The 26,308-nt window shown below is 39.4% G+C and carries 20 protein-coding genes; 15 read left to right on the forward strand and 5 right to left on the reverse strand.

The features are described 5' to 3' along the window. Positions 1 to 6: 6 nt before the first annotated feature. The 9 genes from IGJ39_RS01155 to IGJ39_RS01195 all read left to right on the forward strand — a co-directional run bounded on the left by IGJ39_RS01155 (position 7) and on the right by IGJ39_RS01195 (position 12,024). The gene (locus IGJ39_RS01155; RefSeq protein ID WP_019722697.1) at positions 7 to 1,359 is read left to right on the forward strand and encodes a UDP-N-acetylmuramoyl-tripeptide--D-alanyl-D-alanine ligase; all 1,353 of its coding nucleotides are present in this window, start codon (positions 7 to 9) and stop codon (positions 1,357 to 1,359) included. 316 nt (positions 1,360 to 1,675) lie between these two features. Next, positions 1,676 to 3,211: a degradosome RNA helicase CshA gene (gene cshA / locus IGJ39_RS01160; RefSeq protein WP_019722698.1), complete on the forward strand. Its 1,536-nt coding sequence runs from the start codon at positions 1,676 to 1,678 to the stop codon at positions 3,209 to 3,211. A 709-nt stretch (positions 3,212 to 3,920) separates the two neighbouring features. Beyond that, a complete protein-coding gene (acpS, locus tag IGJ39_RS01165; protein ID WP_010736606.1) occupies positions 3,921 to 4,271 on the forward strand; it encodes a holo-ACP synthase in 351 nt (116 codons plus the stop codon). Positions 4,272 to 4,286: 15 nt separating this feature from the next. Further along, positions 4,287 to 5,405, forward strand: a complete 1,119-nt coding sequence (gene alr / locus IGJ39_RS01170) for an alanine racemase (RefSeq protein ID WP_019722699.1) — start codon at positions 4,287 to 4,289, stop codon at positions 5,403 to 5,405. 10 nt (positions 5,406 to 5,415) lie between these two features. Then, positions 5,416 to 5,778 carry a type II toxin-antitoxin system PemK/MazF family toxin gene (locus tag IGJ39_RS01175; RefSeq protein ID WP_019722700.1) on the forward strand — a complete coding sequence of 121 codons (363 nt, stop codon included), beginning with the start codon at positions 5,416 to 5,418 and terminating at the stop codon, positions 5,776 to 5,778. 651 nt (positions 5,779 to 6,429) lie between these two features. Then, entirely contained in the window at positions 6,430 to 9,135 is a 2,706-nt protein-coding gene (locus IGJ39_RS01180) for a YhgE/Pip domain-containing protein (protein ID WP_019722429.1), read from the forward strand. Between the two features lie 300 nt (positions 9,136 to 9,435). After that, complete coding sequence (locus tag IGJ39_RS01185) at positions 9,436 to 11,259, forward strand: APC family permease (RefSeq protein ID WP_019722428.1); 1,824 nt, start codon at positions 9,436 to 9,438, stop codon at positions 11,257 to 11,259. Positions 11,260 to 11,434: 175 nt separating this feature from the next. Further along, positions 11,435 to 11,656 carry a type II toxin-antitoxin system PemI/MazE family antitoxin gene (mazE, locus tag IGJ39_RS01190; RefSeq protein ID WP_019722427.1) on the forward strand — a complete coding sequence of 74 codons (222 nt, stop codon included), beginning with the start codon at positions 11,435 to 11,437 and terminating at the stop codon, positions 11,654 to 11,656. After that, positions 11,656 to 12,024 (forward strand): type II toxin-antitoxin system PemK/MazF family toxin, encoded by a 369-nt coding sequence (locus IGJ39_RS01195; protein WP_019722426.1) that lies wholly within the window; start codon positions 11,656 to 11,658, stop codon positions 12,022 to 12,024. The genes mazE and IGJ39_RS01195 overlap by 1 nt, the downstream gene beginning before the upstream one ends. 186 nt (positions 12,025 to 12,210) lie before the next feature. On the opposite strand, the gene IGJ39_RS01200 is transcribed toward IGJ39_RS01195, so the two are convergent. From IGJ39_RS01200 to IGJ39_RS01215, 4 genes are read right to left on the reverse strand one after another with little or no spacing between them, the layout of a single operon-like run. Beyond that, the gene (locus tag IGJ39_RS01200; protein WP_019722425.1) at positions 12,211 to 12,873 is read right to left on the reverse strand and encodes an ABC transporter permease; all 663 of its coding nucleotides are present in this window, start codon (positions 12,871 to 12,873) and stop codon (positions 12,211 to 12,213) included. A gap of 5 nt (positions 12,874 to 12,878) precedes the next feature. Continuing rightward, complete coding sequence (locus tag IGJ39_RS01205) at positions 12,879 to 13,796, reverse strand: osmoprotectant ABC transporter substrate-binding protein (protein WP_438764115.1); 918 nt, start codon at positions 13,794 to 13,796, stop codon at positions 12,879 to 12,881. Continuing rightward, on the reverse strand, positions 13,793 to 14,434 hold the full coding sequence (locus IGJ39_RS01210; protein WP_010736596.1) for an ABC transporter permease: 642 nt from the start codon (positions 14,432 to 14,434) through the stop codon (positions 13,793 to 13,795). The genes IGJ39_RS01205 and IGJ39_RS01210 overlap by 4 nt, the downstream gene beginning before the upstream one ends. Before the next feature lie 3 nt (positions 14,435 to 14,437). Further along, positions 14,438 to 15,607 carry a betaine/proline/choline family ABC transporter ATP-binding protein gene (locus IGJ39_RS01215; protein WP_019722423.1) on the reverse strand — a complete coding sequence of 390 codons (1,170 nt, stop codon included), beginning with the start codon at positions 15,605 to 15,607 and terminating at the stop codon, positions 14,438 to 14,440. 261 nt (positions 15,608 to 15,868) lie between these two features. Here IGJ39_RS01215 and queA point away from each other — a divergent pair, with 261 nt between their 5' ends. Together queA and IGJ39_RS01225 are read left to right on the forward strand one after the other, a co-directional pair. After that, positions 15,869 to 16,900 (forward strand): tRNA preQ1(34) S-adenosylmethionine ribosyltransferase-isomerase QueA, encoded by a 1,032-nt coding sequence (gene queA / locus IGJ39_RS01220; protein WP_010736594.1) that lies wholly within the window; start codon positions 15,869 to 15,871, stop codon positions 16,898 to 16,900. Between the two features lie 572 nt (positions 16,901 to 17,472). Then, positions 17,473 to 20,133 (forward strand): calcium-translocating P-type ATPase, PMCA-type, encoded by a 2,661-nt coding sequence (locus IGJ39_RS01225; protein WP_195339236.1) that lies wholly within the window; start codon positions 17,473 to 17,475, stop codon positions 20,131 to 20,133. A 63-nt stretch (positions 20,134 to 20,196) separates the two neighbouring features. Here IGJ39_RS01225 and IGJ39_RS01230 read toward each other — a convergent pair whose 3' ends face one another. After that, positions 20,197 to 20,889 (reverse strand): DUF975 family protein, encoded by a 693-nt coding sequence (locus IGJ39_RS01230; RefSeq protein ID WP_019722421.1) that lies wholly within the window; start codon positions 20,887 to 20,889, stop codon positions 20,197 to 20,199. 207 nt (positions 20,890 to 21,096) lie between these two features. On the opposite strand from IGJ39_RS01230, the gene tgt reads away from it, so the two are divergent. The 4 genes from tgt to IGJ39_RS01250 all read left to right on the forward strand — a co-directional run bounded on the left by tgt (position 21,097) and on the right by IGJ39_RS01250 (position 26,158). Next, positions 21,097 to 22,242 (forward strand): tRNA guanosine(34) transglycosylase Tgt, encoded by a 1,146-nt coding sequence (tgt, locus tag IGJ39_RS01235; RefSeq protein WP_010736591.1) that lies wholly within the window; start codon positions 21,097 to 21,099, stop codon positions 22,240 to 22,242. Between the two features lie 93 nt (positions 22,243 to 22,335). Then, the gene (gene yajC / locus IGJ39_RS01240) at positions 22,336 to 22,713 is read left to right on the forward strand and encodes a preprotein translocase subunit YajC (RefSeq protein ID WP_010736590.1); all 378 of its coding nucleotides are present in this window, start codon (positions 22,336 to 22,338) and stop codon (positions 22,711 to 22,713) included. 315 nt (positions 22,714 to 23,028) lie between these two features. After that, positions 23,029 to 25,626 (forward strand): bifunctional acetaldehyde-CoA/alcohol dehydrogenase, encoded by a 2,598-nt coding sequence (gene adhE, locus IGJ39_RS01245; RefSeq protein ID WP_019722420.1) that lies wholly within the window; start codon positions 23,029 to 23,031, stop codon positions 25,624 to 25,626. A 277-nt stretch (positions 25,627 to 25,903) separates the two neighbouring features. After that, a complete protein-coding gene (locus IGJ39_RS01250) occupies positions 25,904 to 26,158 on the forward strand; it encodes a hypothetical protein (RefSeq protein ID WP_010736588.1) in 255 nt (84 codons plus the stop codon). Positions 26,159 to 26,308: the final 150 nt, after the last annotated feature.

Raw genomic sequence — 26,308 nt, forward strand, 5'->3', positions numbered from 1 at the left:
AAATGGATGAACATAACAATACAAGAAATTGCTCAAGCAGTTGGCAGTCATCATGAGTCAACCCAATCAATCACAGGAGTAGAATTTGATAGCCGCAAAATCAAAGAAGGCGATTTGTTCGTTCCTTTAGCTGGCGCAAGAGATGGGCATGAATTTATTGAACAAGCTATCGCAAATGGGGCAGTTGCTTCTTTTTGGAGTTGGGCAGCCGAAAAGGCACCAGAGGGGATCGAGATCATACCAGTTTCTGATCCTTTAAAAGCAATGCAAGAGTTGGCGCAATACTATTTGAAAAAAGTTGGGGCGGATGTAGTGGCTGTTACCGGTAGTAATGGGAAGACGACCACAAAGGATCTAACAGCTTCTGTCTTAGCGCAAGGATATAAAACTTATAAAACACAAGGAAATTACAATAATAATATTGGCATGCCTTATACGATCTTGCATATGCCTCAAGATACTGAAAAAATCGTTTTAGAAATGGGAATGGATCATGCCAATGAAATTACGGAACTCTCGTTGCTGGCACAACCAAAAGTTGCAGCAATCACGATGATCGGTGAGGCTCATATCGAGAATTTAGGGTCACGAGAAGGTATCGCCAAAGCAAAAATGGAAATTGCTGACGGGTTGCTACCAGACGGATTATTGATCGTACCGAATAATGAACCATTGTTAGAACCGTTGGTTGCTCCATTGTCTCAAAAAATCAAGACGTTTGGAATCCAACAAGGCGATATTTCTGCACAACAAATCATCGAAGAAAAGCAACAAACGACATTTATCGTTGAAGGCGAATCATTCACGATCCCTTTACCTGGTAAGTATAATGTGACGAACGCGCTGATTGCTTATGCGATCGGGCAGTTTTTCGAGTTGTCTCTGTCGGAAATCCGACGAGGTCTAGCAACTGTCTCAGTGACACAAAACCGAACAGAATGGCTGACTGCTGGAAACGGGGCAGCGATCTTAAGTGATGTTTATAATGCCAATCCTACAGCCATGGGATTAGTCTTAGATACTGTAGCAAGCCTCCCAGCAGCGGGACGAAAACTTGCCGTTTTAGCCGATATGTTGGAGCTAGGAGTAGACTCGCCTCTCATGCATGCTTCAATGAGTGAACATATTTCTTCAGACATCTTCTCGATGATCTTTTTGTATGGAAAAGAAATGCAGGCGTTAAAAGATGCTTTGGCTCAGAAATATCCTGATTTGCCGGTTTATTATATCGAAGAAAATAAAGAGCAATTGATTGCAGCGGTGATTGCTGAGATCCAGCCAAATGACACGATTGTACTAAAAGGTAGTAATAGTATGGGCTTGATTGAAGTGGTCGAACGACTACAAGAAATGAAATAAAAACTGTAAACTTGCAGAAAACAATAAATTATGCTAGAATAACCTATTGCCGAAAGATGAAGAGAAATTGGACTGGCTTGATGATGAAATGCGAAAGCCAGATGTCATAACAATGATAAAGCTGAACGCGACCCGTTTGGCTTTTCTAATGCCTAAACTTCGCAAAGTGATTTTTCGGTGGTGCCACAGGGGCTAAGAATGGATGGGAAACGTGCGTGGCCACTGTCAAAAAAGCAACAGACACTTTGACCGAACAAAAGACGGGGTAGCAAACTATAGCTACATCCTCAGTTAACAACCATATAGGAGGATTCATTTGAAATTTAAAGAACTAGAATTATCACCAGAATTATTAAAATCAGTAGAACGTGCAGGATTTGAAGAAGCGACACCGATCCAATCAGAAACGATCCCACTTGCCTTGGAAGGCAAAGATGTGATTGGACAAGCACAAACAGGAACAGGTAAAACTGCTGCATTTGGTTTACCGATGTTAGAGAAAATCGATGCAAGTCGCCAAGAACTACAAGGATTAGTTATTGCACCAACACGGGAATTAGCGATCCAAACACAAGAAGAACTGTATCGTTTAGGACGTGACAAACGTGTCCGTGTCCAAGCCGTATACGGTGGTGCCGATATTGGCCGCCAAATCCGTGGATTGAAAGACCGTCCACATATCGTGGTTGGTACGCCAGGACGTATGTTAGACCATATCAACCGTCACACATTGAAACTTGGAACAGTTGAAACATTAGTGTTGGATGAAGCAGATGAAATGTTGAATATGGGCTTCTTAGAAGATATCGAAAGTATCATCTCTAAAGTACCAGACCAACGTCAAACACTATTGTTCTCAGCGACAATGCCACCAGCAATCAAAAATATCGGTGTGAAATTCATGAAAGATCCAACTCACGTGAAAATCAAAACCAAAGAAATGACTGCTGATTTGATCGATCAATACTATGTACGCGCAAAAGAATACGAAAAATTCGATGTGATGACTCGCTTGCTCGATGTACAATCACCAGAATTAACGATCGTCTTTGGACGTACAAAACGTCGTGTCGATGAATTAGCTCGTGGCTTAGAAGCTCGTGGCTATCGTGCAGAAGGTATCCATGGCGACCTTTCCCAACAAAAACGTATGAGCGTATTACGTTCATTCAAAAGTGGACATTTAGATATTTTAGTTGCTACAGACGTAGCTGCACGTGGTTTAGATATCTCAGGAGTTACTCATGTATACAACTATGATATCCCACAAGACCCAGAAAGCTATGTTCACCGTATCGGTCGTACTGGTCGTGCAGGTAAAGGTGGTATGTCAGTAACTTTCGTTACACCAAACGAAATGGGTTACTTACATGTTATTGAAAACTTAACGAAAAAACGTATGACAACTTTACGTCCACCGACTGAAAAAGAAGCATTCAAAGGACAACTAGGCGCTGCTATTGAACAAATCGAAGAAAAACTTGAAGAGAATGGCTTAGATAAATATCTGCAAACTGCGGATAAATTATTGGAAGAATACTCTGCTCAAGATTTAGTCGCTTTATTGTTGAAAACAACAGCCAAAGATCCATCAGATGCAACACCAGTAAAAATCACACCAGAACGTCCATTGCCTATGCAGAAAAAAGGCTACAACAAAAATGGTAAACGTGGTGGCGGAAGTGGCGGCGGAAACAACCGTAATCGTCGTGATAATGGCAACTACCGTGGCAACAAAAATTCAAAAGGTAGCGGTAGCTACAGCAAAAACCATAACAAACAAAAAGACAATGGTGGAAAACGCACAAACGACAAAAAACGTGGTTTCGTGATCCGCACGAACAACGACTAATACACATGTAAAGTGGTGGTCTTAGAAGGACCATCCGAATAAGCCCGTCAGATCCAAAAATAGCTTACCTATTTTTGGCCTTGGCGGGCTTATTTTGTATTGTTTATTTGGCAATGATAGATAATGAAAAAAACAAACATACTCTCTCTTTCATTACATAAAGAAGTAGAGATCATAGGGTAAAAACCTACTAATAATGGGAAGTCTAAGAGTATTAAGTATAAATTTAACGTAGTTCCTCTTTTTAGTAGGTAATTTAGATAACTTTAACAAAAATGTTATTTAAAAAAATAAAATATTTAGCTTTTTAAGGATATAGCAACAAATTTTTGTTTTTTTTGTTTATTAAGTAAAAATAATTTCTTTTTTTATGCGTGATCCATGGTAAATTAGAATTAATACCAATAAAATGATTTTATAAACAAACAAGGCGGAAAATGATTTATATATCAGCTGTTTTTCGAATTGTAAGTCTTATTTTTTTGAAAAACATTCGTAAAAAAAGAAATGAAGTGACTTGAACTGTTTTCTTTACATCAGAGATTTTTATCAATCAATTCTCAATGGTTTTTTATTGGAGAAAATGAAGAAGTGGGTTTTCACTAGGAAACAACTTTCATTTTTGTTATTTCTAGACTTATTGGTGGTAAATTGTCTAAAATTTGGTAGAATTAGAGTGTTCTAAAATTTTTTGAAAAGAGAATCGTGTATGATAAAAGGGATTGGGATTGATGCAGTTGAACTGTCGAGGATTGCTAAGATCATTAAAGAAAAGCAAAACTTTATTGATCGTGTACTGACACCAAGTGAAATCGAAATGTTTCGTTTGCTGCCATTTCATCGTCAGGTTGAGTTTTTAGGCGGTCGTTATGCATGTAAAGAAGCTTTTTCAAAGGCTTGGGGAACAGGGATCGGTAAAGTTACCTTTCAAGAGATCGAAATTTTAAAAAATGGATCAGGACAACCAATTGTAACGAAATCTCCACATGAAGGAGCAGTCTGGGTCAGCATCACACATACAGACGAGTTAGCTTTTGCACAGATTATTTTAGAAGACTAGAAAGAAGGAAGAACAATGGTTATTGCTTGGCATCGTCCGACAAAAGCAATTGTACATAAACAGGCAATTACAGAAAATGTAGCAAATGAAATAGCTCGATTGAATGGAAAAGAATTGTTTGCTGTTGTCAAAGCAGATGGTTATGGTCACGGAGCAATCGAAACAGCAGAAGCTGCAAAAAAAGGTGGAGCTTCTGGTTTTTGCGTAGCTACTTTAGATGAGGGGATCGAGCTGAGAGAGGCAGGTTTCACACTACCTATTCTTGTATTGAATATGGTTCCGATCGATGCGTTGACACTTGCAGTCATCCACGATCTATCTATTACTGCGGGAACAAAAGAATGGTTGGAAGCTGCGGCTACTTATATAGCAGAACGCCATCTAGAATATTTATTGAAATTGCATTTGAAAGTCGATACCGGAATGGGAAGAATTGGCTTTCTCAATAGTGCAGAAGTGAATGAGGCAGTGGAAATCATCCAGGATAGTCCCAATTTAGAATGGGAAGGGATCTATACTCATTTTTCTACAGCAGATCAAGCAGATACCACCTATTGGGAACAGCAGAACCAAAAATTCAGTGAGATCATCGAAAGTCTACCTACTTTACCAAGATATGTCCACAGCAGTAATAGTGCTACTGCATTATGGCACGAAAAAGCTACAGGCAATATGATCCGCTATGGGGTAGCAATGTATGGCTTGAATCCATCCGGTCACGCGTTAGCGGAAGTGTATCCCCTACAACCAGCGCTTGAACTTGTATCTGAATTGATCCAAGTGAAAGAGTTGCCAGCAGGAGAAGGTGTAGGTTATGGAAAAACCTATACGACTTCAGCTTCAGAATGGATCGGAACTGTACCAATCGGTTACGCAGATGGTTGGTTACGGAAAATGCAAGGTTTCTCATTATTAGTGGAGGGGAATTATTGTGAGATCATTGGTCGTGTATGCATGGATCAATTGATGATCCGTCTGCCCTATCAAATGCCAGTAGGAACTAAAGTTACGTTGATTGGGGAAAATCAACAGGCTAAAATCACAATGCAAGATGTAGCAGATCAATTGGGTACGATCCATTACGAAGTCGCATGTGTGCTAGGGCCCCGTATACCTAGAGAATATCAAGAGTGAGGAGAGGCGTATGGTAAAAAGAGGAGATATTTATTTTGCTGATCTTTCTCCGGTGGTAGGATCAGAACAAGGTGGGACAAGACCGGTCTTAGTGATTCAGAACAATTTAGGTAATCATTTTAGTCCAACGGTCATCGTAGCAGCAATTACTGCGAAAATGGCGAAACCTAAATTGCCCACACATATAGGAATCAAAGCGACCGGAACAGGGATCGAAAGAGACTCAGTCATTTTACTTGAACAAATCAGAACGATTGATAAGTCCAGATTAAAAGAAAAAGTCTGTCATTTGGAACGATCGATCATGTTAGATGTCGATCGTGCATTAAAAATCAGTGTTGGTATCGAAGCGCTTGTCCCAGTGTCAAAATAAAAGACAAAAACAGCACGTTTATACATAAAAAATAGCACCGTGTGTTTAGTCAATCATTGCGCGATTCAGCGCTTGGCAACAACAAAAAAGAGGAACTTCAACGGTCTGGGACATTCGTCCTATCGCACCACCTAAAAACGAATAAACGGCGGGAACAGAAGTAACCTCTTCGAAAATAAGGCGCCATCCACAAAAATTTGAAAAACAATTTTCGTGGATGGTGCCTTATTTCTCGAAGCTAAACACTTCGATCCCGACCTCTGGCTGTCGTGCCTTTTTTTGTTTGTGTGGTTCAGTTTTGCCGGATTTTCCAGTTCTATCGGAAGATATGGTTTATAAAATAACAATATATATATATTGAAAATAAGATTATAATTTTATGAGTAACCAATTTAGACATTTTTTTAGAAACTATGGTAAGCTTTTTATAACAGATTTATGTGACTACACATAAAAAAATTATCGGGATGCTACATTTGGTAGTGAACTAGCGGATAAAAGAAGATTAATTATTTGTTAAGCAAAAGATGACAATATTCGGACAGTTTGATTTAACTGTCAAAAAATTAGTTGCTTGATTGAAAATAGGATTGAAAATCGTATGGTTTTCATGATAAAGTGATGCAGCTGAAACAAAAAAAGGTGATGAATATGAAATCAATAAAAAATACAATAAACTTATATTTACTTGATTGGAAACGAATTTTTAAAAATCCTGTTGCGACTCTTTTGATCATCGCAATTATGATCATTCCTTCATTATATGCTTGGTTCAATATCAAAGCATTATGGGACCCTTATGGCAATACTGGGGAATTACCGATTGCTGTTTATAGTGCAGACAAGCCGGCTGAGTTTGAAGGACAAGAAGTCGCCATCGGAAAAGAAGTACTGAAATCATTACATGAAAATAAAGATTTAGGTTGGCAGTTCGTTGACTCTAAAAAAGAATTAGAAGATGGTGTACGGTCTGGGGAATACTATGCTGGTATCTATTTGCCAGAGAATTTCTCGGAGGATTTATTAAGCTTTACGAGCGGCGATATCAAAAAGCCGGAGATTGAATATACAGTCAATGAAAAAATCAATGCCATTGCACCAAAAATCACAGATAAAGGTGCATCTACGATCCAATCACAAATCTCCAGTGAATTTATTCGGACGGCGAGCGAAACTTTACTAAAAGTCTTTAATGAAATTGGGTACGATATCGATACAAACCTAGTAAGTATCAATAAAGTAAAATCAATGATTCTATCCACAGATGAAAACTTGGATACGATCGATGGCTATACCCAACAAGTACTTGATCTACAAAAACAACTACCAGATATCAAAGACAAATTAGCGAAAGCAAATGAATTTGTTGATTATCTCCCAGAAGTGGATGAGATGGGACAAAAGGTCGTTGAATTGAACGATAAAATGCCAGAATTAAAGGAACAAGCCAAAATCATTCTTGACCTTCAACAAAAAATCCCAGAGATCCAAGATGCTGGACGACAAATTGCTGAAATCGACAACGATTTTTCATCAATCGAAGAAACGATGAATCAAGGAATCGAGGAAGCAAAACAAGGATTGACCATCATCCAACAAGTCCAAGACATCTTACCTGATGTGAAAAATTTAGAATCACAAGCGAAGAATCTCGCAGCGGATACCAAAACGGGCGCTGAACAATTAAAAGAAGCAGTACCAGGTATCACGACAAGCGTGAAGACAACGATAGACGCGATTGGTCAAGTAGCAACGACGACTAGTTCATTAGCGCAAACGATCGAAACAGCTGTAGAAGATGGACAACTAACAGATGAAGAAAAAGCAAATATCAATAACTTGTTAACTAATTTTATCAATGGTATTACAGCACAACAACAAGCAACGGATAAGTTGATTTCATTTTTGGAAGATCTACAAGCGAACGCTGGAAATACAAAACTACAACCGATTATTGATACGTTGAAGAGTGTAAAACCAGCATTAACTGATTTGCAAAATCGTTTAACACGATTAAATGAAGCTGTTCAGGCTGGGGATGTTTCTCAAGTTACGAAACTTTTACAAGAAGTCAGAGATGCTGCTAATTCTGTCAACGGCTTGATCAATAGTATCAATGTTGACGAAGTCAGCACAACCGTTCAATCGATCTTGACACAAGTGATCGATACGATCAGTACAGCGCAAGGTGCGTTGAGTAAAGCAGATCAAATCGACTTTGATTCGTTATTAAATTCAACCAAAGCAACCGTGACAAATGCGGTGGCGATCTTAGAGAAATATCAAAAAGAAATGCCTGCAATCGGTCAAGAGGTCCATGATGCAAATACGATGCTAAACGGTAATATGGAAACGATCGTAAATGGAATCAATAAGGGAGCTGACCTATACAATAACGACTTACCTGTATTAGAAGAGAAACTTGGTTTAGCTGCTGATTTTATCCAAAATGATTGGCCAACGATCAAAAATGAAATCAATACCACAATGACCACCGTCAACGATAAAATGCCAGAAGTCGAAACAGCAGTGAATGCTGCGGCAGACTTGATCACGAACGACTGGCCAAACATCAAAGCGGGTATCCAAAAAGCCGCAGACGCAATCCGTAAAGGAGAAGAAGAGGTTGATCTTGGGGAAGTCATCAAACTCTTGAAATTAGATGCGACAAAGGAAAGTGAATTCTTTACGATGCCTGTGGAACTACAAACTAATTCGTTGTATCCAATCCCTAATAATGGATCAGCAAGTACACCGTTCTATACTGCGCTATGTTTGTGGGTAGGTGCGGTCTTACTTTCAAGTGTCGCTACAACAGATTATTATTTAGATAAAAAAGCGCGTAAAAACTATACAAAACGGGAACAGTTTGGCGCCCGCATGTTGACCTTCTTGACGATGGCGATCGCTCAAAGCTTGATCGTTACTTTAGGGAACATGTTCTTGCTTGGTGTGTATGTAGTGAATCCAGTCTACAGTGTACTGTTTGCTGTTTTGATTGCTTTGTCATTTATGATGATCGTCTATGTTTTAGCAGCACTGTTTGACAATGTCGGCAAAGGGATAGCCATCATTATTCTTGTCTTGTCCATATCTGGTGGTGGTGGGAACTATCCAATTCAAGTTTCAGGGAAATTTTTCCAAATGATCAATCCTTTCTTGCCATTTACTCATGCAGTCAACCTCTTACGTGAATCAGCTGGTGGTATCTATTGGCCAAATGCGCTACACGCGATTTTGATATTAGTCGGCATATTTATTGTCGTAGGAATCGTTGGTACAGTATCCTATCCATTTGTGAGTGAAAAAATGAAGAAATTCAAAGAAGCTGCGCATGAAAGTCGAATCTTCCACTAGAAACGTGATGCCATCTATTCGTTTCTCGTAAAGGTTTTAAGTCTCAGTTTTTAAGTGAAGACGAGTTTAGGATAACGTTATTTTCCTAAGCTCGTCTTTTTTCTATACCAGAGAAAGCAAGTGGTTTAATTATGGAAATCACTCTAAAAATGAATTAAAAAAATATGGGGATTTTCTATCGATATTTTTCCCGAATTTTGTTGACATTTAAAGGTCAAGGGCGTACTATAACATCTTGTTTACTATAAAAAATGACACCTGTAATTCGTAGGGGAAAAGGTGTGTAAAGGAGCATAGAAATTGGATTACTTAAAAAGGTTGTTAGTAGGGAAGCCGTTGAAGTCGGCGGAAAACGACGAGCATAAATTAACAAGGTTTGCTGCGTTAGCACTACTATCTTCCGATGCGTTGTCATCGATTGCGTACGGAACAGAACAAATCGTTGTGGTATTAGTGGCGTTGTCTGCTGCTGCGATCTGGTATTCATTGCCAATTGCTGCATTTGTTATTATTTTATTGATTTCATTAACTCTTTCTTATCGGCAGATCATTCACGCATATCCACACGGGGGTGGGGCTTACGTTGTTAGTAGTGAGAACCTCGGTAAAAATGCTGGACTGATTTCGGGCGGGTCTTTATTGATCGATTATATGCTGACTGTTGCGGTTTCCGTCTCAGCCGGTGCAGAGGCGATTACTTCTGCTATACCCGCTCTATATGGGCATCAAGTAGCGATTTCAGTGACTATCGTCCTCTTGTTGATGATGTTGAACTTACGTGGACTGAGAGAGTCAGCTTCGTTTTTACTATTCCCAGTCTATACATTTATTCTCGTCATCTCCTTATTGATTGTCGTTGGTTTGTTTAATATTGTGACTGGAGCAGTACCATTACAAGCAACAGCTCTTCCAGGCGCAGTTGTTCCTGGAGTATCTGTAGCCTTGATTTTACGAGCATTTTCTTCTGGTTCTTCTTCATTGACTGGCGTAGAAGCAATCAGTAATGCAGTACCGTTCTTCAAAAAGCCACGCGCGAAAAATGCAGCAATGACTTTGACGATGATGGCATTGATCTTAGGCTTCTTTTTTGTAGGGATCACGTTTATCAACTATTGGTATGGGATCGTTCCTGAAAAAGAAGTGACTGTTCTTTCTCAAATCGGTCAAGCTGTGTTTGGGCATGGAATCTTGTATTATATCTTGCAATTTGCGACAGCCTTGATTTTGGCGGTTGCGGCAAATACAGGTTTCTCTGCTTTTCCAGTTTTAGCGTATAATCTAGCAAAAGATAAATTTATGCCTCATATGTACCAAGATCGTGGAGACCGTTTAGGCTATTCGAACGGGATCATCACCCTTGCGTTAGGTTCTATCGTGCTCTTGTTTATTTTTAATGGTTCTACGGAACGATTGATTCCATTGTATTCGATCGGTGTCTTTATTCCTTTTGCGTTATCGCAAACAGGAATGGTCATCAAATGGAAGAAAGAAGGCAAAAAGTGGTGGACGAAATCCATTGCGAATATTACTGGAGCATTCATCTCTTATGCTATCATCGCAATTTTATTTGTTTACCGCTTAGGAGATATTTGGCCATTCTTCATCATCATGCCGATCGTCATGTTCGTGTTCTATAAAATCCATGATCATTACCAAAAAGTAGCGGAACAGCTCCGTTTAGAAGATGAAGTGAATTTGCATGAATATGAAGGGAATACAGTCTTGGTGCTTGTAGGAAATGTTACACGTGTAAATACGGGGGCATTGAATTATGCACGTTCAATCGGTGATTATGTCGTTGCCATGCACGTATCGTTAGATGAGGATATCGAAAAGGAAAAAGAGATCCAAGCAGAATTTAAAAAGCATTTTCCAGATGTTCGTCTTTCAATCGTCCATTCTTCTTATCGATCGATCCAAAATCCGATTTTGCGTTATGTGGATATAGTCAGCAAAAATGCGGCGAAACAAAATTACACGACGACAGTGTTGATTCCACAATTTGTACCGAATCGCAGATGGCAGAACATCTTGCATAATCAGACGAGTCTAAGATTACGTTTGCGTCTTTCTTGGCGGGAGAATATCGTTGTAAGTACGTATAGTTATCATCTGAAAAAATAAGCACATGTGATATAGAGACAATTCTTTGACCTTAGAACAGTATTTTGGTGTTCTAAGGTCTTTTATGGTTATGTGATATTGGAGTAGGTGTTCAATTTAACCGAAAATGTATTCACGTTGTATTTATTTTTTTGTTTATAGTATGATGATAATAGATAGAATGGAGGCGAAAATTATGAAGACTAGGAAACAAGGGAATGCGATTGTTTTGACTGTGCCTACTAAATTTGGTATAGAAGAGAATGTTGAGTACATTGCTGTTAAGGGGGAAGACGATACAATCACGTTTATAAAAAAGAAAAAAAATATTTTTGATGAAGCATTTGAAAATGATGAAACAATTAATGCAAGTGCTGGATTTCCTGAGGATTCACTTGTAGGAAAGGAAATTATTTAATGGTATATACTATTAATGGCTATACGCCTAAACAAGGAGATTTCGTGATTATTAATTTCAATCCTAGCATAGGTAGAGAGATTAAAAAAAGAAGACCTGCAATTGTTGTCAGTGCGAACCATTATAATGCAGTAACAGGGATGTGTGCGGTTTGTCCAATTACTGATACGAAATATAAAAACTATATTGCATTAGATAAGAGTCATAAACTACAAGGATATATCAATCCTTTTCAAATCAAAACATTTGATTTTATGGAAAAGCAGAGAAATGTACGCTTTGTAGAGAAAGCCACTCTAGCTGAGTTAGGTGAAGTGGCACAAATCATTGATATGGTGTTTGATTTTTCATCATTATTGTCAGAGTAAGTAGCAACTCATTTATTTATAGTTTATATAGAACTGTACATACCAGAAGATTTAGTCAATGATTATCAATCTGAACTTCAGTAAAAAAACACCACCAAATCAAGCGTTTATTTCTTGAACTGGCGGTGTTTTCAATTGTTTAAAGATAGAAATCTATTGGGTTCAATTATGCATTCTCTATGTTCATCATCTTGAATGCTTTGCCGCAGGGTCTAAACGGCGTTCGATGATCCCTAAGACCCAGTCGGTGATGATTGCCATGAAGGCTGTTGGCAAGGCTCCGGCTAAGATGATCGACGTACCATCTGTGGCATTGGTCCCACGAATGATGATGTCTCCTAATCCGCCAGCTCCGACGAAGGCACCGATGGCGGTGATCCCGATGGCAACGACCAAAGCATTTCTAATGCCTGCCATAATGACTGACACAGACAACGGTAGTTCTACCATAAAGAGACGTTGGCTGGCTGTCATCCCCATCCCTTTACCGACATCAAGGATATTTTTGTCGACTTGGATCATCCCAGTGTACGTGTTCTTGATGATCGGTAGTAGCGAATATAAGAAAACTGTAACGATCACGACATTTACTCCTAAACCTAACCCGATCATCAAGATCGAGATCATGGCTAACGAAGGAATCGTTTGGATGATATTTGCAAAACGGATCACCCAATTGGCTAACTTACGTTTTCGTGAAATGAGAATACCAACGGGGATACCGACGATTGCTGCAAAAAGTACGCCATAGATCGAAATGAGAAAGTGACGTAGGAACTGTGAAAAGACATACGTACCATTCTCTTGAAAATAATAAATAAATTGTTCAAGCCAATTCATGTTTTCCATTATCGTCACTCCCCTCCAAAGTATTGGTTTTCTTTTAAAAAGCGCTCTGCGACGACAGAAGGCTCAACCAAATTATTGTCTGCTTCATAGTTCAATTGTTGCATTTTTTCAGTGCTGATCGTATTACTTAATTTTGTTAATGCTTCTGCTAATCCCGGCGTATCTTTTAATAGTTGATTATCTACAACCGGTGCAGCGTCATAAGGTGGGAAAAAACTCAAGTCATCTTCTAGCATGACTAGATCATAACTAGCGATACGACCGTCTGTGGAATACCCTAAAACGATATCCATTCGCCCAGCTTCTACGGCGTCATAGACTAGACCGATCTGCATAGGCAAGATAGAATCAAATGAAAAGCCATATGTTTCTTTGAAGCCGTCATAGCCATCTCCTTTACGATTGATCCAGGAAGTATCCACTCCAGCGACAAGTTCATCGGCGACATTTTTCAAGTCACTGACTTTCTTTAAATTGTATTTTTCCGCAGTATCTTTGCGAACAAGAAAAACGTAGGTGTTCTCGAACCCATAATAAGGGAACCAGGTTTGATCATACCTTTTTTCAAATTCACGTTTTACGATATCGAACGCTTTTGCGGGATCTTTTTCAGGTGGCAGATTAAGGGTAGTCGTCAAATCTGTCCCTGTATAGCGAGCGGCAGAAATCGAAGCATCTCCGTTGATCATCGCTTGATGATTGATTGTTGTCGTCGCTAAATTATTGATGATCGTCGTATTTTTTTCTGTATAATGTTCGATCATCCCGGCAACGATACTGGCAATGATCTGAGCTTCAGAAGTGATCCCACCGGTGATAGAAATCGTATCTTCATCCGTATTACTTGCCAATCCTGGGAAGGAGCAACTTGCAAGTAATAAGACGGTCAATACGAGAACGACACTATTTCTGATTCGTTTCATTCGTCATTCTCCTCCCTCAATGCGATCGGAGTTAACCGATTCTCCAATAGTCCTAATAAGAAATCTGCAAGCAATGCTAAGATTGTTACAGGGATCGTACCAGCGAAAATCAAATCGGGTTGATAATTATTCAAACCGCTAAAAATCAAATCGCCTAGCCCACCTGCGCCGATGTAAGAGGCGAGGGTTGCCCATGCAATCACATAGACTGCTGCTAACCGGATACCTGCCATGATCGTCGGCATAGCGATCGGCAATTCGACAGAAAAAATCGATTGGATATTTGTCATCCCCATGCCTTTTGCGACATCGCGGTAATTCCAATCCACATTTTTCATCCCAATATAGGTATTTCTTAAAATAGGTAAAAGGGAATAGATAAATAGGGCAATGATTGCAGGCAATTTACCGACACCGAATAATGGAATCATAAGTGCTAATAGGGCAAGAGAAGGGACTGTTTGTAACGCACTGGTCAGTCCAATAACGATCGTTGCGACTTTAGGAAAACGCGTCAAAAGAACACCTAAAGGAACAGCAACGGCAATCCCGATGACCAATGCAATTGCTGAAATATAGAGATGTTCGAGACTTTTTGAGAGGATCTCAGCGCCATGTTGTTGAAAAAATTCGGCCATTGGTTAAACCTCCTTTGTTTCAGATGGCGTACCAATTGCATCAGTAAGCGATGGTTCTTCGCCCCAGATCACGTCATAGACGATGTCGACAAGAGAGGCTCGAGTTAAAATACCAACGACTTTATTTTGTTCATCAACTACTGGCACATATTTTAAACCACGTTTTAAGATTCGTTGTAGGGTATCACGTAAATAAGCAGATTGTTTTACATAAAAAACATCCTTGTTCAAGATATCGCCAACACTCGAGACTTTTCCACGTTTCTTATCGATTGTTTCAACATCGATAAATCCTTTTAAGGTATTTGAATTATCCGTCACTAAAAGCGTATCGACGCGTTTTTCACGCATCAATTTGATGGCTTCTTGCAATGATTTTTCTGGCGTGATCGTGATGGCTTGGTTCAGCATGACTTCGCCTACTTTTGTGGTATCTGGTTTGGCTTGAAGTAAGCGATCTTCACCGATCAATTCTTCGACAAATTCATTGGCAGGGTGGCGTAAAATATTTTGTGGCGTATCAAATTGAATGACTCTACCTTCACTCATGATCGCGATACGACTGGATAATTTGATTGCTTCATCCATATCATGTGTCACGAAGACGATGGTTTTTCCTAGACGTTCTTGCAGATCCTTGACTAAATCTTGTAAGGAATCTCTTGTGATAGGGTCCAATGCTCCAAAAGGTTCATCCATCAAAATGATGTCTTGATTCGCCGCTAACGCGCGAACGACACCGATACGCTGCTGTTGACCACCAGATAATTCATGTGGGTAACGATCAAGCATTTCACGAGGAAGTTCCACCAGGTCGATCATTTTCTCTGCTGTTTTGTTCCGTTCTTCTTGGCTGACCTTCAATAATTTTTGGACAAGAGTGATATTTTCCCGGATCGTCATGTGAGGCATCAAACCGATACTTTGGATCACATAGCCGATTTGTCGTCGGAGTTCAACGGGATTGATTTCTTGGATCGACTTTCCATCAATCAAAATCTGACCTTCTGTCGGGTCTGTCATGCGGTTAAGCATTCGCATCGTAGTGGTTTTTCCGCTCCCACTTGTACCGATAAAACAGATGAATTCGCCTTTTTCAAAAGAAATATTGACGTTCTCGACCGCGACTTTTCCACCTTTATAAATTTTTGATACATTCTGAAATTCGATCATCATTGCACCTCTTCTTTTCTTTTCCATAAAGAATGTTCTTATAATAGTATGCCTAAAATAACTAAGGAATACAAATTTGATGATTTATTTACTATACAAATAACTAGACTAGTAGGCGTTTTTTGAAATTATAAATAAAATATAGCTGAAAAGATAACGCAACTAATCATAAATGAATGGAAGGATAAGATTTTTGCTTTTTGGCATTGTCGGCATAAAATGGTAAAATAAAAGGGCCAAACAGAGAAAGTGAGTGACGATATGTTAACAACAGAAGATTTCGATTTTGAGTTACCCGAAGAACTGATTGCCCAAACACCATTAAAAGACCGGGATCATTCCCGATTACTTGTAGTTGACCGTAAGACAGGTGAGATGATGGATAAACATTTCCATGAAATCATTGAGGAATTAAATCCTGGTGATGCGTTAGTGATGAATAATACACGCGTATTGCCTGCGCGCTTATACGGTGAAAAAGTAGAGACGGGTGCCCACTTAGAAGTATTGCTTTTGACCAATACAGAAGGTGACACCTGGGAGACACTGATCAAACCAGCCAAACGTGCCAAAGTAGGGACAGAGATCATTTTTGGTGACGGACGTTTAAAAGCAGTTGTGAAAGAAGAGCTGGATCATGGTGGACGAATCATTGAGTTTGCTTATGAGGGGATTTTCTTAGAGAATCTAGAAGCGCTTGGCGAAATGCCGTTACCGCCTTATATCAAAGAACGTTTAGAAGATCCAGATCGCTATCAAACTGTCTATGCAGAAGAAAATGGCTCAGCAGCTGCACCAACTGCTGGCTTACATTTCACGACAGAATTATTAGATGAAATCAAAGCAAAAGGCGTGGAGCTTGTGTATTTGACACTGCATGTCGGTCTAGGAACCTTCCGTCCAGTGAGTGTCGATAAAATCGAAGAGCATGAAATGCACAGTGAATTTTATCGTTTGACCGAAGAAGCTGCTACTCGTTTGAATCAAGTTCGCCAAAATGGCGGGAAAATCGTGGCAGTAGGAACGACTTCAATCCGCACATTAGAAACGATTGGTACGAAATTTGATGGGGAGATCAAAGCAGATAGTGGCTGGACCGATATCTTTATTACGCCAGGGTATGAGTTCAAAGTAGTTGAAGCTTTTTCTACGAATTTCCACTTGCCAAAATCCACTTTAGTGATGCTAGTCAGTGCGTTTGCTGGTAGAGAATTAACATTATCAGCTTATCAACATGCCATCGATGAACGTTACCGTTTCTTCAGTTTTGGAGATGCGATGTTTGTAAAGTAACTTTTTAAGATAAAAAAGACCCCGACTCTCGATTAGTCGGGGCTTTTGTGCTTCGGAAGGAAACAAATAAATAGAATTAGTGTAACTTTCCATAGAACATGCAAAGTACGGTGTTGAATTTCTTCTTGATAAACAAAAAATCTTGTTTTCTTTACATCTTCAACAGTTGAATCATCTCTTGTTCCTATTCAATTTTCAGATGTTCATGTTATTTAATTGTTACGTATCCCACTACTTCTTTTTTTGAACGATTTTCGTTTCAAACAGTCATACGCATTCACTATTTATAATGGTTACTTCACATGCTCGTTAAGGTGAAACTTGTACTTCTAACAACTTTGTTTGCTTATACTACTCTATCGAGAAATTCTTCTATCTATTTGTCTTTTCCTCCTTCCTTATGGTTAAATCATACCACGTTTTGGTAGCGTTTGCAATCGATATGTATTGATTATTTTAAAATTTTTCTCTACATATATATATGCGATATAGTTGAATTGATTAAAAAAATGATGTTATACTAAAATCGTACCTTAACATAACGTTCATTTTTAAAAGAAAGGGAGTATAGGATGGATAGTTACAAAAAAACAATAGAAGAAATAGCAGAAGAAACAAAAGTAGATATAGATCAAGGGTTGTCGATGAGTGAAGCAAAGGAACGAAGTCGGCAACAAGGAAAAAATCAATTCGAAGAAGCTCCCAAAGAATCACTCTTCAAAAAATTTATACGAAGTCTTTCAGATTTTACCACAATTGTTTTATTAGTTGCCGCAGTCATTTCATTTTACACCGCATTTGCAACAGAACATGGTGACCTATTCGAAGGACTCTTGATCATTGCGATCGTTATTATCAATTCAGTTCTAGCGATTGTTCAAGAAGGAAATGCAGAAAAAGCATTAGAATCTCTCCAAGATATGAATAAACAAACCGCTACGGTCCTTAGAGATGGGAAAGTAGAAAAAGTAGATGCTGAGAATCTAGTCGTTGGAGATGTGCTGATTTTAGAATCAGGATCAGCGATTGCAGCAGATGCTCGTTTAGTAGAAACATCACAATTACGCGTAGAAGAATCAGCTCTAACCGGTGAAAGTGAGGCTGTCGAAAAAGACGCAGGTTACATAAGTCAAGAAGATGACTCTCTCGGTGACCAATTAAACATGGTCTTTAAAGGCTGTACCGTTGCCGCTGGTCGTGGGAAAGCGATCGTCACAGCGATTGGTATGCAGACCGAAATGGGAAAAATCGCCGGATTATTAAATGACCATACAATGCAGAAAACACCACTACAAGTCCGTTTGAATCAATTAGGGAAGCGAATCAGTGTGATTGCATTAGCAGCTGCTGCCTTAGTCTTTTTGATTGGTGAACTTCAAGGGGAACCGTTACTTGAAATGTTCATGACTTCGATTTCGTTGGCTGTTGCCGCAGTACCAGAAACATTAACTGTTATCGTTACATTGACACTTGCTTATGGTGTACAGAAAATGGCGAAAAAACATGCGATTATTCGTCAGCTGCCAGCTGTTGAAACGCTCGGTACTGCGAATGTCATCTGTTCGGATAAAACCGGTACACTGACACAAAACCGGATGCGCGTACGTCGTGTGTGGAGTAAAGAAGATGAAGTAACAGATGTCGAAGATTCAATGACAAATAGCGCGATGGAAATTTTAAAAATGGCTGCATTATGTACAGATGTGACGGTTGAAAAAGAGGACGATGAATTGATCGTCAAAGGTAATCCAACGGAAGCAGCAATTGTACGTGCAGTTGAGGAAAACTATCATACAAAAGAAGAATTAGAAGAAAAATACCCAAGGGTTGACGAACTTCCATTCGACTCTGATCGAAAAATGATGACGACTGTCCATAAAATGGGTGATAAGTATATCTCTATCACAAAAGGCGCATTTGATGTCTTAGCACCAAAATTTACGTCTGGAGATGTTGAACAAGCAGAAGTGGTCAACGACCGTTTTGGGAAACGTGCCTTACGTGTAATTGCAGTAGGTTATCGAACGTATGACGAAAAACCACAAGAAATCACTTCAGAAGCTTTAGAAAAAGATCTACGTTTGATTGGCTTGATCGGTATGATCGATCCGCCGCGTCCTGAAAGTAAAGGCGCTATCAAGCGTGCGAAAAAAGCTGGTATCAAAACAGTGATGATCACTGGGGACCATGTCGTCACTGCCAGTGCGATTGCCAAAGAATTGGGAATTTTGACCAATAGTAACGAAGCTCTTTCAGGTGCGGAACTCCGTGCGTTATCTGATGAAGAATTGGATGATCGAGTAAAAGATTTATCCGTCTATGCTCGCGTAACCCCAGAAGATAAAATCCGAATCGTCAAATCATGGCAACGAACAGGTGCTGTGGTCGCAATGACAGGCGATGGTGTGAACGATGCGCCAGCATTGAAAGCGAGTGACGTTGGATGTGCAATGGGGATCACCGGTACAGATGTAGCGCAAAGTGCCGCTGACATGATTTTGACCGATGATAACTTCGCTACGATCGTTGATGCAGTTAGCCAAGGACGTTCCGTTTATCAAAATATTCGAAAAGCGATCAACTTCTTATTAAGCTGTAATATCTCTGAGATTTTTATCGTATTGATTGCGATGTTAGTTGGTTGGGGGGCACCATTTACAGCCGTTCAACTGTTGTTCGTAAACGTTGTCGCTGATGGACTACCTGGTTTCGCTCTAGGAAGAGAACCAGCAGAGGAAGGGATCATGAATGAAGCACCAATTCCTAAAAATGAAGGGATTTTCGCTCGTGGTCTAATGAAGAAAATTGCCATCAATGCAGGAATATTTACGGTAGTCACTTTATTTGGTTACTACTTAGGAAGCTTCGTTGATACGATCAGCCCTTGGGTTGATGCTAGTCAAGAAGTTGGCCAAACCGTTGCATTTCTAGTATTGGCTTACTCTTCGATCCTTCATGTCTTTAATGTTCGTAGTAGTCAATCGATTTTCAAAGTGAACTTAGCAACGAATAAATCGTTAGTGGAAATGGCGATTCTTTCCCTTCTTATCACGTCAGCAGTCGCTTTATTACCATTCACGCAAGAATTATTTGGGTTAGTTCATATTAGTTTGAATCATTGGTTCTTAGTAGGAATCTTGTCGATCATACCGATTGGGGTCAATGAATTGATCAAGTTCCACCAATTGCCAGATGAGGAAGAGACAGTAGAAGCACCAGAATCTGAAATGTAAAAAATAAACACCAAAAAAGGATTGGAGATTTTCCAATCCTTTTTATTATGGTGAAAAAGCTGATTAAACTTGTTTTGGTAATTGTTCGTAAAAAGCAGCTTTAGTTGCAGTGATGTATGGATTCAACCATAGATAACCGATACCGACTGTGGCAATTGCTAAGATGTGCCATCCGATAAACGATAAGTCTAACCAGAATAATTTTCCTTTGTAGCCATCCATCAATTTGCGGCTTGCAGTGATCGTATCAAGGATTTTTGGTTTTTCGCCTGTTTCTGTTACGACATCATAGTAAATGAAATAACTTTGAGAATAGGCATACCCTTTGATGATCCCAGGAATGACTAAAAGCAATGCCCATAACGTAGTGAAAATCGTTGTCACTAGTGCTAACAATAGAACGCCACCGAAGAATACGCCTGAAAAACCGCGGAAAGCATCTTTGAATGGTTCGATCGTTGTTCGTTTCCCACGGATAATGTCTAAATAGGTCCAAGAAATCCCACTCATGAACAATGCACTGATGATCGTAGAAACGATCCCTCCGCCTGAACTACTGCTACTTGAACCACTCACCATTTCTTGCATTGCGCTACTGTCTTGCATCGTTGCAATCAGTAAAGCAGTAGGTAAAGCTAAAATAAGAATAATAGCAATTGTGATCAATGTTGGAATCAGATTTAATAGAATTGCTTGCCCCCAACGTCCCTTTAAGCTTTCTTTTGCTTGTTGTTTTAATTCCCCAGAAGATACCATATTTTCCACTCCTTTTTTTTGATAGTCTTAGTATATCAAAGAAGGACTGATTTTGCTCTAGGAATCCTCTTTCGTTATTGAAAGGTTCACAAAAAAAGCAGGTTAAAAAAACCTATAAAAAAAGAGAAGCTCTTGCAAAAAGCAGTTGAAAAGATTATGATGGTGGGAGTTGCAAACGCGATTCTATAAAAGAAAGTAGGGAATTGAATGACAGAACCTGCCATTCGTTATCGTTTAATAAAAAAAGAAAAACATACAGGCGCCCGCCTTGGTGAATTGATTACTCCTCATGGAACTTTTCCAACGCCGATGTTTATGCCTGTGGGTACATTAGCTACCGTTAAAACTATGTCGCCGGAAGAACTAAAAGAAATGGGTGCAGGCGTGATTTTGAGTAATACCTACCATTTATGGCTTCGTCCTGGAGAAGATTTGGTCGAAGAAGCAGGTGGCTTGCATAAATTTATGAATTGGGACCAGCCGATTTTAACTGATTCTGGTGGATTTCAAGTCTTCTCATTAAGTGATATGCGTAACATCGTTGAAGAAGGTGTGCATTTCAAAAACCACTTGAACGGCTCAAAAATGTTCTTGTCTCCTGAAAAAGCCATCAACATCCAAAATAAATTAGGTTCTGATATCATGATGAGTTTTGATGAATGTCCTCCATTTGATGAGAGCTATGATTATGTGAAAAAATCAGTTGAACGAACTTCTCGTTGGGCAGAGCGTGGATTGAAAGCTCATGCGAATCCAGATCGTCAAGGATTATTTGGTATCATCCAAGGAGCTGGTTTTGAAGATTTACGTAAACAAAGTGCGAAAGACTTAATCAGTATGGATTTCCCTGGGTATTCCATCGGAGGTTTATCTGTCGGTGAACCAAAAGCTGAGATGAACCGTGTCTTAGAATTTACGACGCCATTGATCCCAGATCATAAACCACGTTATTTGATGGGAGTAGGAGCTGCGGATTCATTGATTGATGGCGTGATTCGTGGAGTCGATATGTTCGACTGTGTTCTACCGACCCGAATCGCTCGTAACGGAACATGTATGACATCGCAAGGCCGATTAGTCGTAAAAAATGCGCAATATGCCCGGGATTTCCGTCCAATCGATGAAAAATGTGATTGCTATACTTGTAAGAATTATACGAGAGCGTATATTCGTCACTTGATCAAATGCGATGAAACATTTGGTATCCGTTTAACGTCTTATCACAATCTATACTTCTTATTAAACTTGATGAAACAAGTACGACAAGCGATTATGGATGATAACTTATTAGAGTTTCGTGCAGCCTTTTTCGAAGAGTATGGGTTCAATAAAGAAAACGCAAAAAGTTTCTAGCAGGATTTGTGAAATTTAGTTAAAAAACTAGTTTCTAGCGCCTTTTTCTGCTAAAGTGTTTAGTGTAGATATTTAGTTAGTGAGGTGAAAAAAATGGGTTCATTACCAATGTTAGTGATGTTCGTTGCCCTATTAGGGATGTGGTTCTTTATGTCACGTACACAAAAGAAACAACAACAAGAACGTCAAAACTTGCTTGATAGTATGAAAGCTGGCGATGAAGTAGTCACGATCGGTGGACTTCATGGCGTAGTCTCAGAAATCGACGAGACAAATCGTACAGTTGTTTTAGACTGCGAAGGGATCTTTTTAGAATACGATCGAGCAGCCATCAAAACGGTAAAACCAGGTACAGGCGCGATGACAAGCACACCAATCGCACCAGTAGAAGAACCGACAGAACCAGAAGTAATTGAAACTGTTGAAGTTCCAGAAACACCTGAAGAGAAAAAAGAAGAAAAAGAATTGTAAACACCGGTTGTTAGCCACGCGTTGGCTAAATGTATACGGAGTTCGATCATTCTTTATCAAAAAGACTGTCGTCATTCCTATCTCGTATAGAGAAAAGAAGGCGATCAGTCTTTTTTTTTGTGACTTTGCTAAATAAATCACGTCTGCCATTATGGAACGGTTACTCGATAATCGCTCTTGTGGAACGGCCTGTTTCTAAAGAAAAATATAACTGTGAAAAAAATCACAAAAAAGTATTTACATCGAAAAAAAAGTGTTGTATGATGTGTATGTGAAATAATTAACAAATAACCATGACTCAGTAGGAGGAACATAATGGCTAAAATAATGGAAAAAGAAGAGACGAAAACTGTTGATGTACAAGCGATGATCGACGACTTGGCGACAAAAGCAAATGTTGCGTTGAAAGAAATGGAAAGTTTTGATCAAGAAAAAGTAGATCACATTGTGCATGAAATGGCAATGGCTGCATTAGATCAGCACATGCCTCTAGCAAAAATGGCTGTAGAAGAAACTGGCCGTGGCATCTATGAAGATAAAGCAATCAAAAATATGTATGCTTCAGAATATATTTGGAACAGTATCAAATATGACAAAACTGTCGGAGTAATCAATGAAGACACTCAAAAAGGATTGATTGAGATTGCTGAACCAGTCGGCGTCGTTTGTGGAGTAACACCAACAACAAACCCAACTTCAACAACGATCTTTAAATCAATGATCGCTTTGAAAACCAGAAACCCAATCGTTTTTGCTTTCCATCCAAGCGCTCAAAAATGTTCCGCTGAGGCAGCAAGAGTCGTTCGTGATGCAGCCATCGCAGCAGGTGCGCCAGAAAACTGTATCCAATGGATCGAGCATCCATCGATCGATGCGACTTCAATGTTGATGAACCACCCAGGAATTGCGATCGTATTAGCAACTGGTGGTGCAGGCATGGTAAAATCCGCTTATTCAACTGGTAAACCAGCTTTAGGTGTTGGACCGGGTAACGTTCCTGCATATATCGAAAAAACAGCAAAAGTAAAACGTGCAGTGAATGACTTGATCGTATCAAAAACATTCGATAACGGAATGATTTGTGCTTCTGAACAAGCAGTCATCGTAGATAAAGAAATCTATGCAGCCGTAAAAGCAGAATTCCAAGCACACCAAGTTTACTTCGTTAAACCAGCAGAGCTTTCAAAATTAGAAGATGCTGTCATGAATGAAGGTAAATACGCTGTAAATCCTGCGATCGTGGGACATTCAGCAATGGATATCGCAAAATTAGCAGGGATCAATGTACCAGAAGGAACAAAATTATTAGTGGCAGAATTAGAAGGCGTAGGGCCTGATTATCCACTTTCACGTGAGAAACTTTCACCAGTTTTAGCAATGGTCAAATCAAACAGTACAGAACATGCTTTCGAATTATGTGAAGGAATGTTGAACCTTGGTGGATTAGGACATACAGCTGTCATCCATTCAGAAAACGAAGAGTTGCATGTTCAATTTGGACTACGCATGAAAGCTTGTCGTATCTTAGTCAACACACCATCAGCAGAAGGCGGAATCGGAAATATCTACAACGAAATGATTCCATCATTGACACTAGGTTGTGGTTCATACGGAAAGAATTCTGTTTCAAGAAACGTATCAGCAGTCAACTTAATCAACGTCAAAACTGTAGCGAAACGGAGAAATAACATGCAATGGTTCAAATTACCACCAAAAATCTTCTTTGAAAAGAACTCTTTGCTTTACTTGGAAAAAATGGAAAACGTTGAACGTGTCATGATCGTTTGTGACCCAGGTATGGTCCAATTCGGCTACTGTGACACTGTAAGAGAAGTATTAGCACGTCGTAAAAATGATGTGAAAATCGAGATCTTCTCAGATGTTGAACCAAACCCTTCAACAAACACAGTTTACGCTGGTACAAAAATGATGGCGGACTTCAAACCAGATACAGTGATCGCTCTTGGGGGCGGATCAGCAATGGATGCGGCAAAAGGCATGTGGATGTTCTATGAACACCCAGATACTTCATTCTTTGGTGCAAAACAAAAATTCTTAGATATCCGTAAACGTACGTACAAGATCGACAAACCTGAAAAAACTCAGTTTGTATGTATCCCAACAACATCAGGAACTGGTTCAGAAGTGACACCATTTGCGGTAATCACAGATAGCGAAACACACGTGAAATATCCGTTAGCTGACTACGCATTAACACCAGACGTGGCGATCGTTGACCCACAATTTGTTATGTCAGTTCCTGCTTCAGTTACAGCTGATACAGGTATGGACGTCTTGACACATGCCATCGAATCTTATGTATCTGTGATGGCTTCTGATTACACTCGTGGTTTAAGTTTACAAGCAATCAAATTAGTCTTCGACTACTTGGAAAAATCAGTGAAAACACCAGATATGGAATCACGCGAAAAAATGCATAATGCGTCAACAATGGCTGGTATGGCCTTTGCCAATGCTTTCTTAGGGATTTGTCACTCAGTTGCGCATAAGATCGGTGGAGAATACGGTATCCCTCATGGACGTACAAATGCGATCCTATTACCGCATATCATCCGCTACAATGCGAAAGATCCACAAAAACATGCGATGTTCCCTAAATATGACTACTTCCGTGCGGATACAGACTACGCAGATATCGCGAAGTTCTTAGGTTTGAAAGGGAAAACAACAGCAGAGCTTGTAGAAGCATTAGCAACAGCTGTTAGCGACTTAGGAAAATCTGTTGGTATCGACATGAGCTTGAGAGCGCAAGGCGTGACGCAAGAAACATTAGACACAACAGTTGATCGCATGGCTGAATTAGCGTATGAAGATCAATGTACAACAGCCAATCCAAAAGAACCATTGATCAGTGAATTGAAACAAATCATTATCGACGCATATAATGCGTAATTCATAACTAAAAGTTGTCCCAACAACGAATCAAGCATGAGAGAATCTTCTCACTTGGTTCGTTGTTTTTTTTGTTTTTCGTATGATTTCTATCCATTGACATACTAGAAGAATTTCCAGAAACAATTTTTTATAGACTCTCAGCGAGTTGCTGGAAGATAAAATATCGTAGCTTTTTTTTCTGATATCTAAAAAAAGAAGTATTAGATAACTCGAATAATAGGCATTTTGATGAATATGCTATGCTACTATTTTTCTATAAAAAGGAGATGAGATCTTGAAGAAATATATTGTTACTTTGTTGATTGCATGTGTCGTTTCTCTTGGATTATCCTTTCTTTTGGAACGAGAAATCTTACGTAACATTGGCATTGGCTTACTTTTGATCGGAATTGCACTTTCTGGCACAGCAGTTTCAGGGGATCGGATGCGAGCGAATCAGGAGAATAGCGAGTTGGGTTTTCGTAAGAACTACTTTTGGTTTCCTTTACTTGCATGTTTGCCATTTTTTATGGTGTATACATTTTTATAAACGGTTGATTTTGAAGCCATGACGAGCGGTAGGCGTCATGGTTTTTCTTTTGATAGGGCTCTTTTTTACAGAAAACCCATTAATAATCTCGTTATGTCAATTTTAGATAGTTTTTGTTCAAATGATGCTATTTATTGAGAAAGCGTTTAC

Source organism: Enterococcus sp. AZ140, from assembly GCF_051714405.1.
Lineage (GTDB): Bacteria > Bacillota > Bacilli > Lactobacillales > Enterococcaceae > Enterococcus_B > Enterococcus_B pernyi.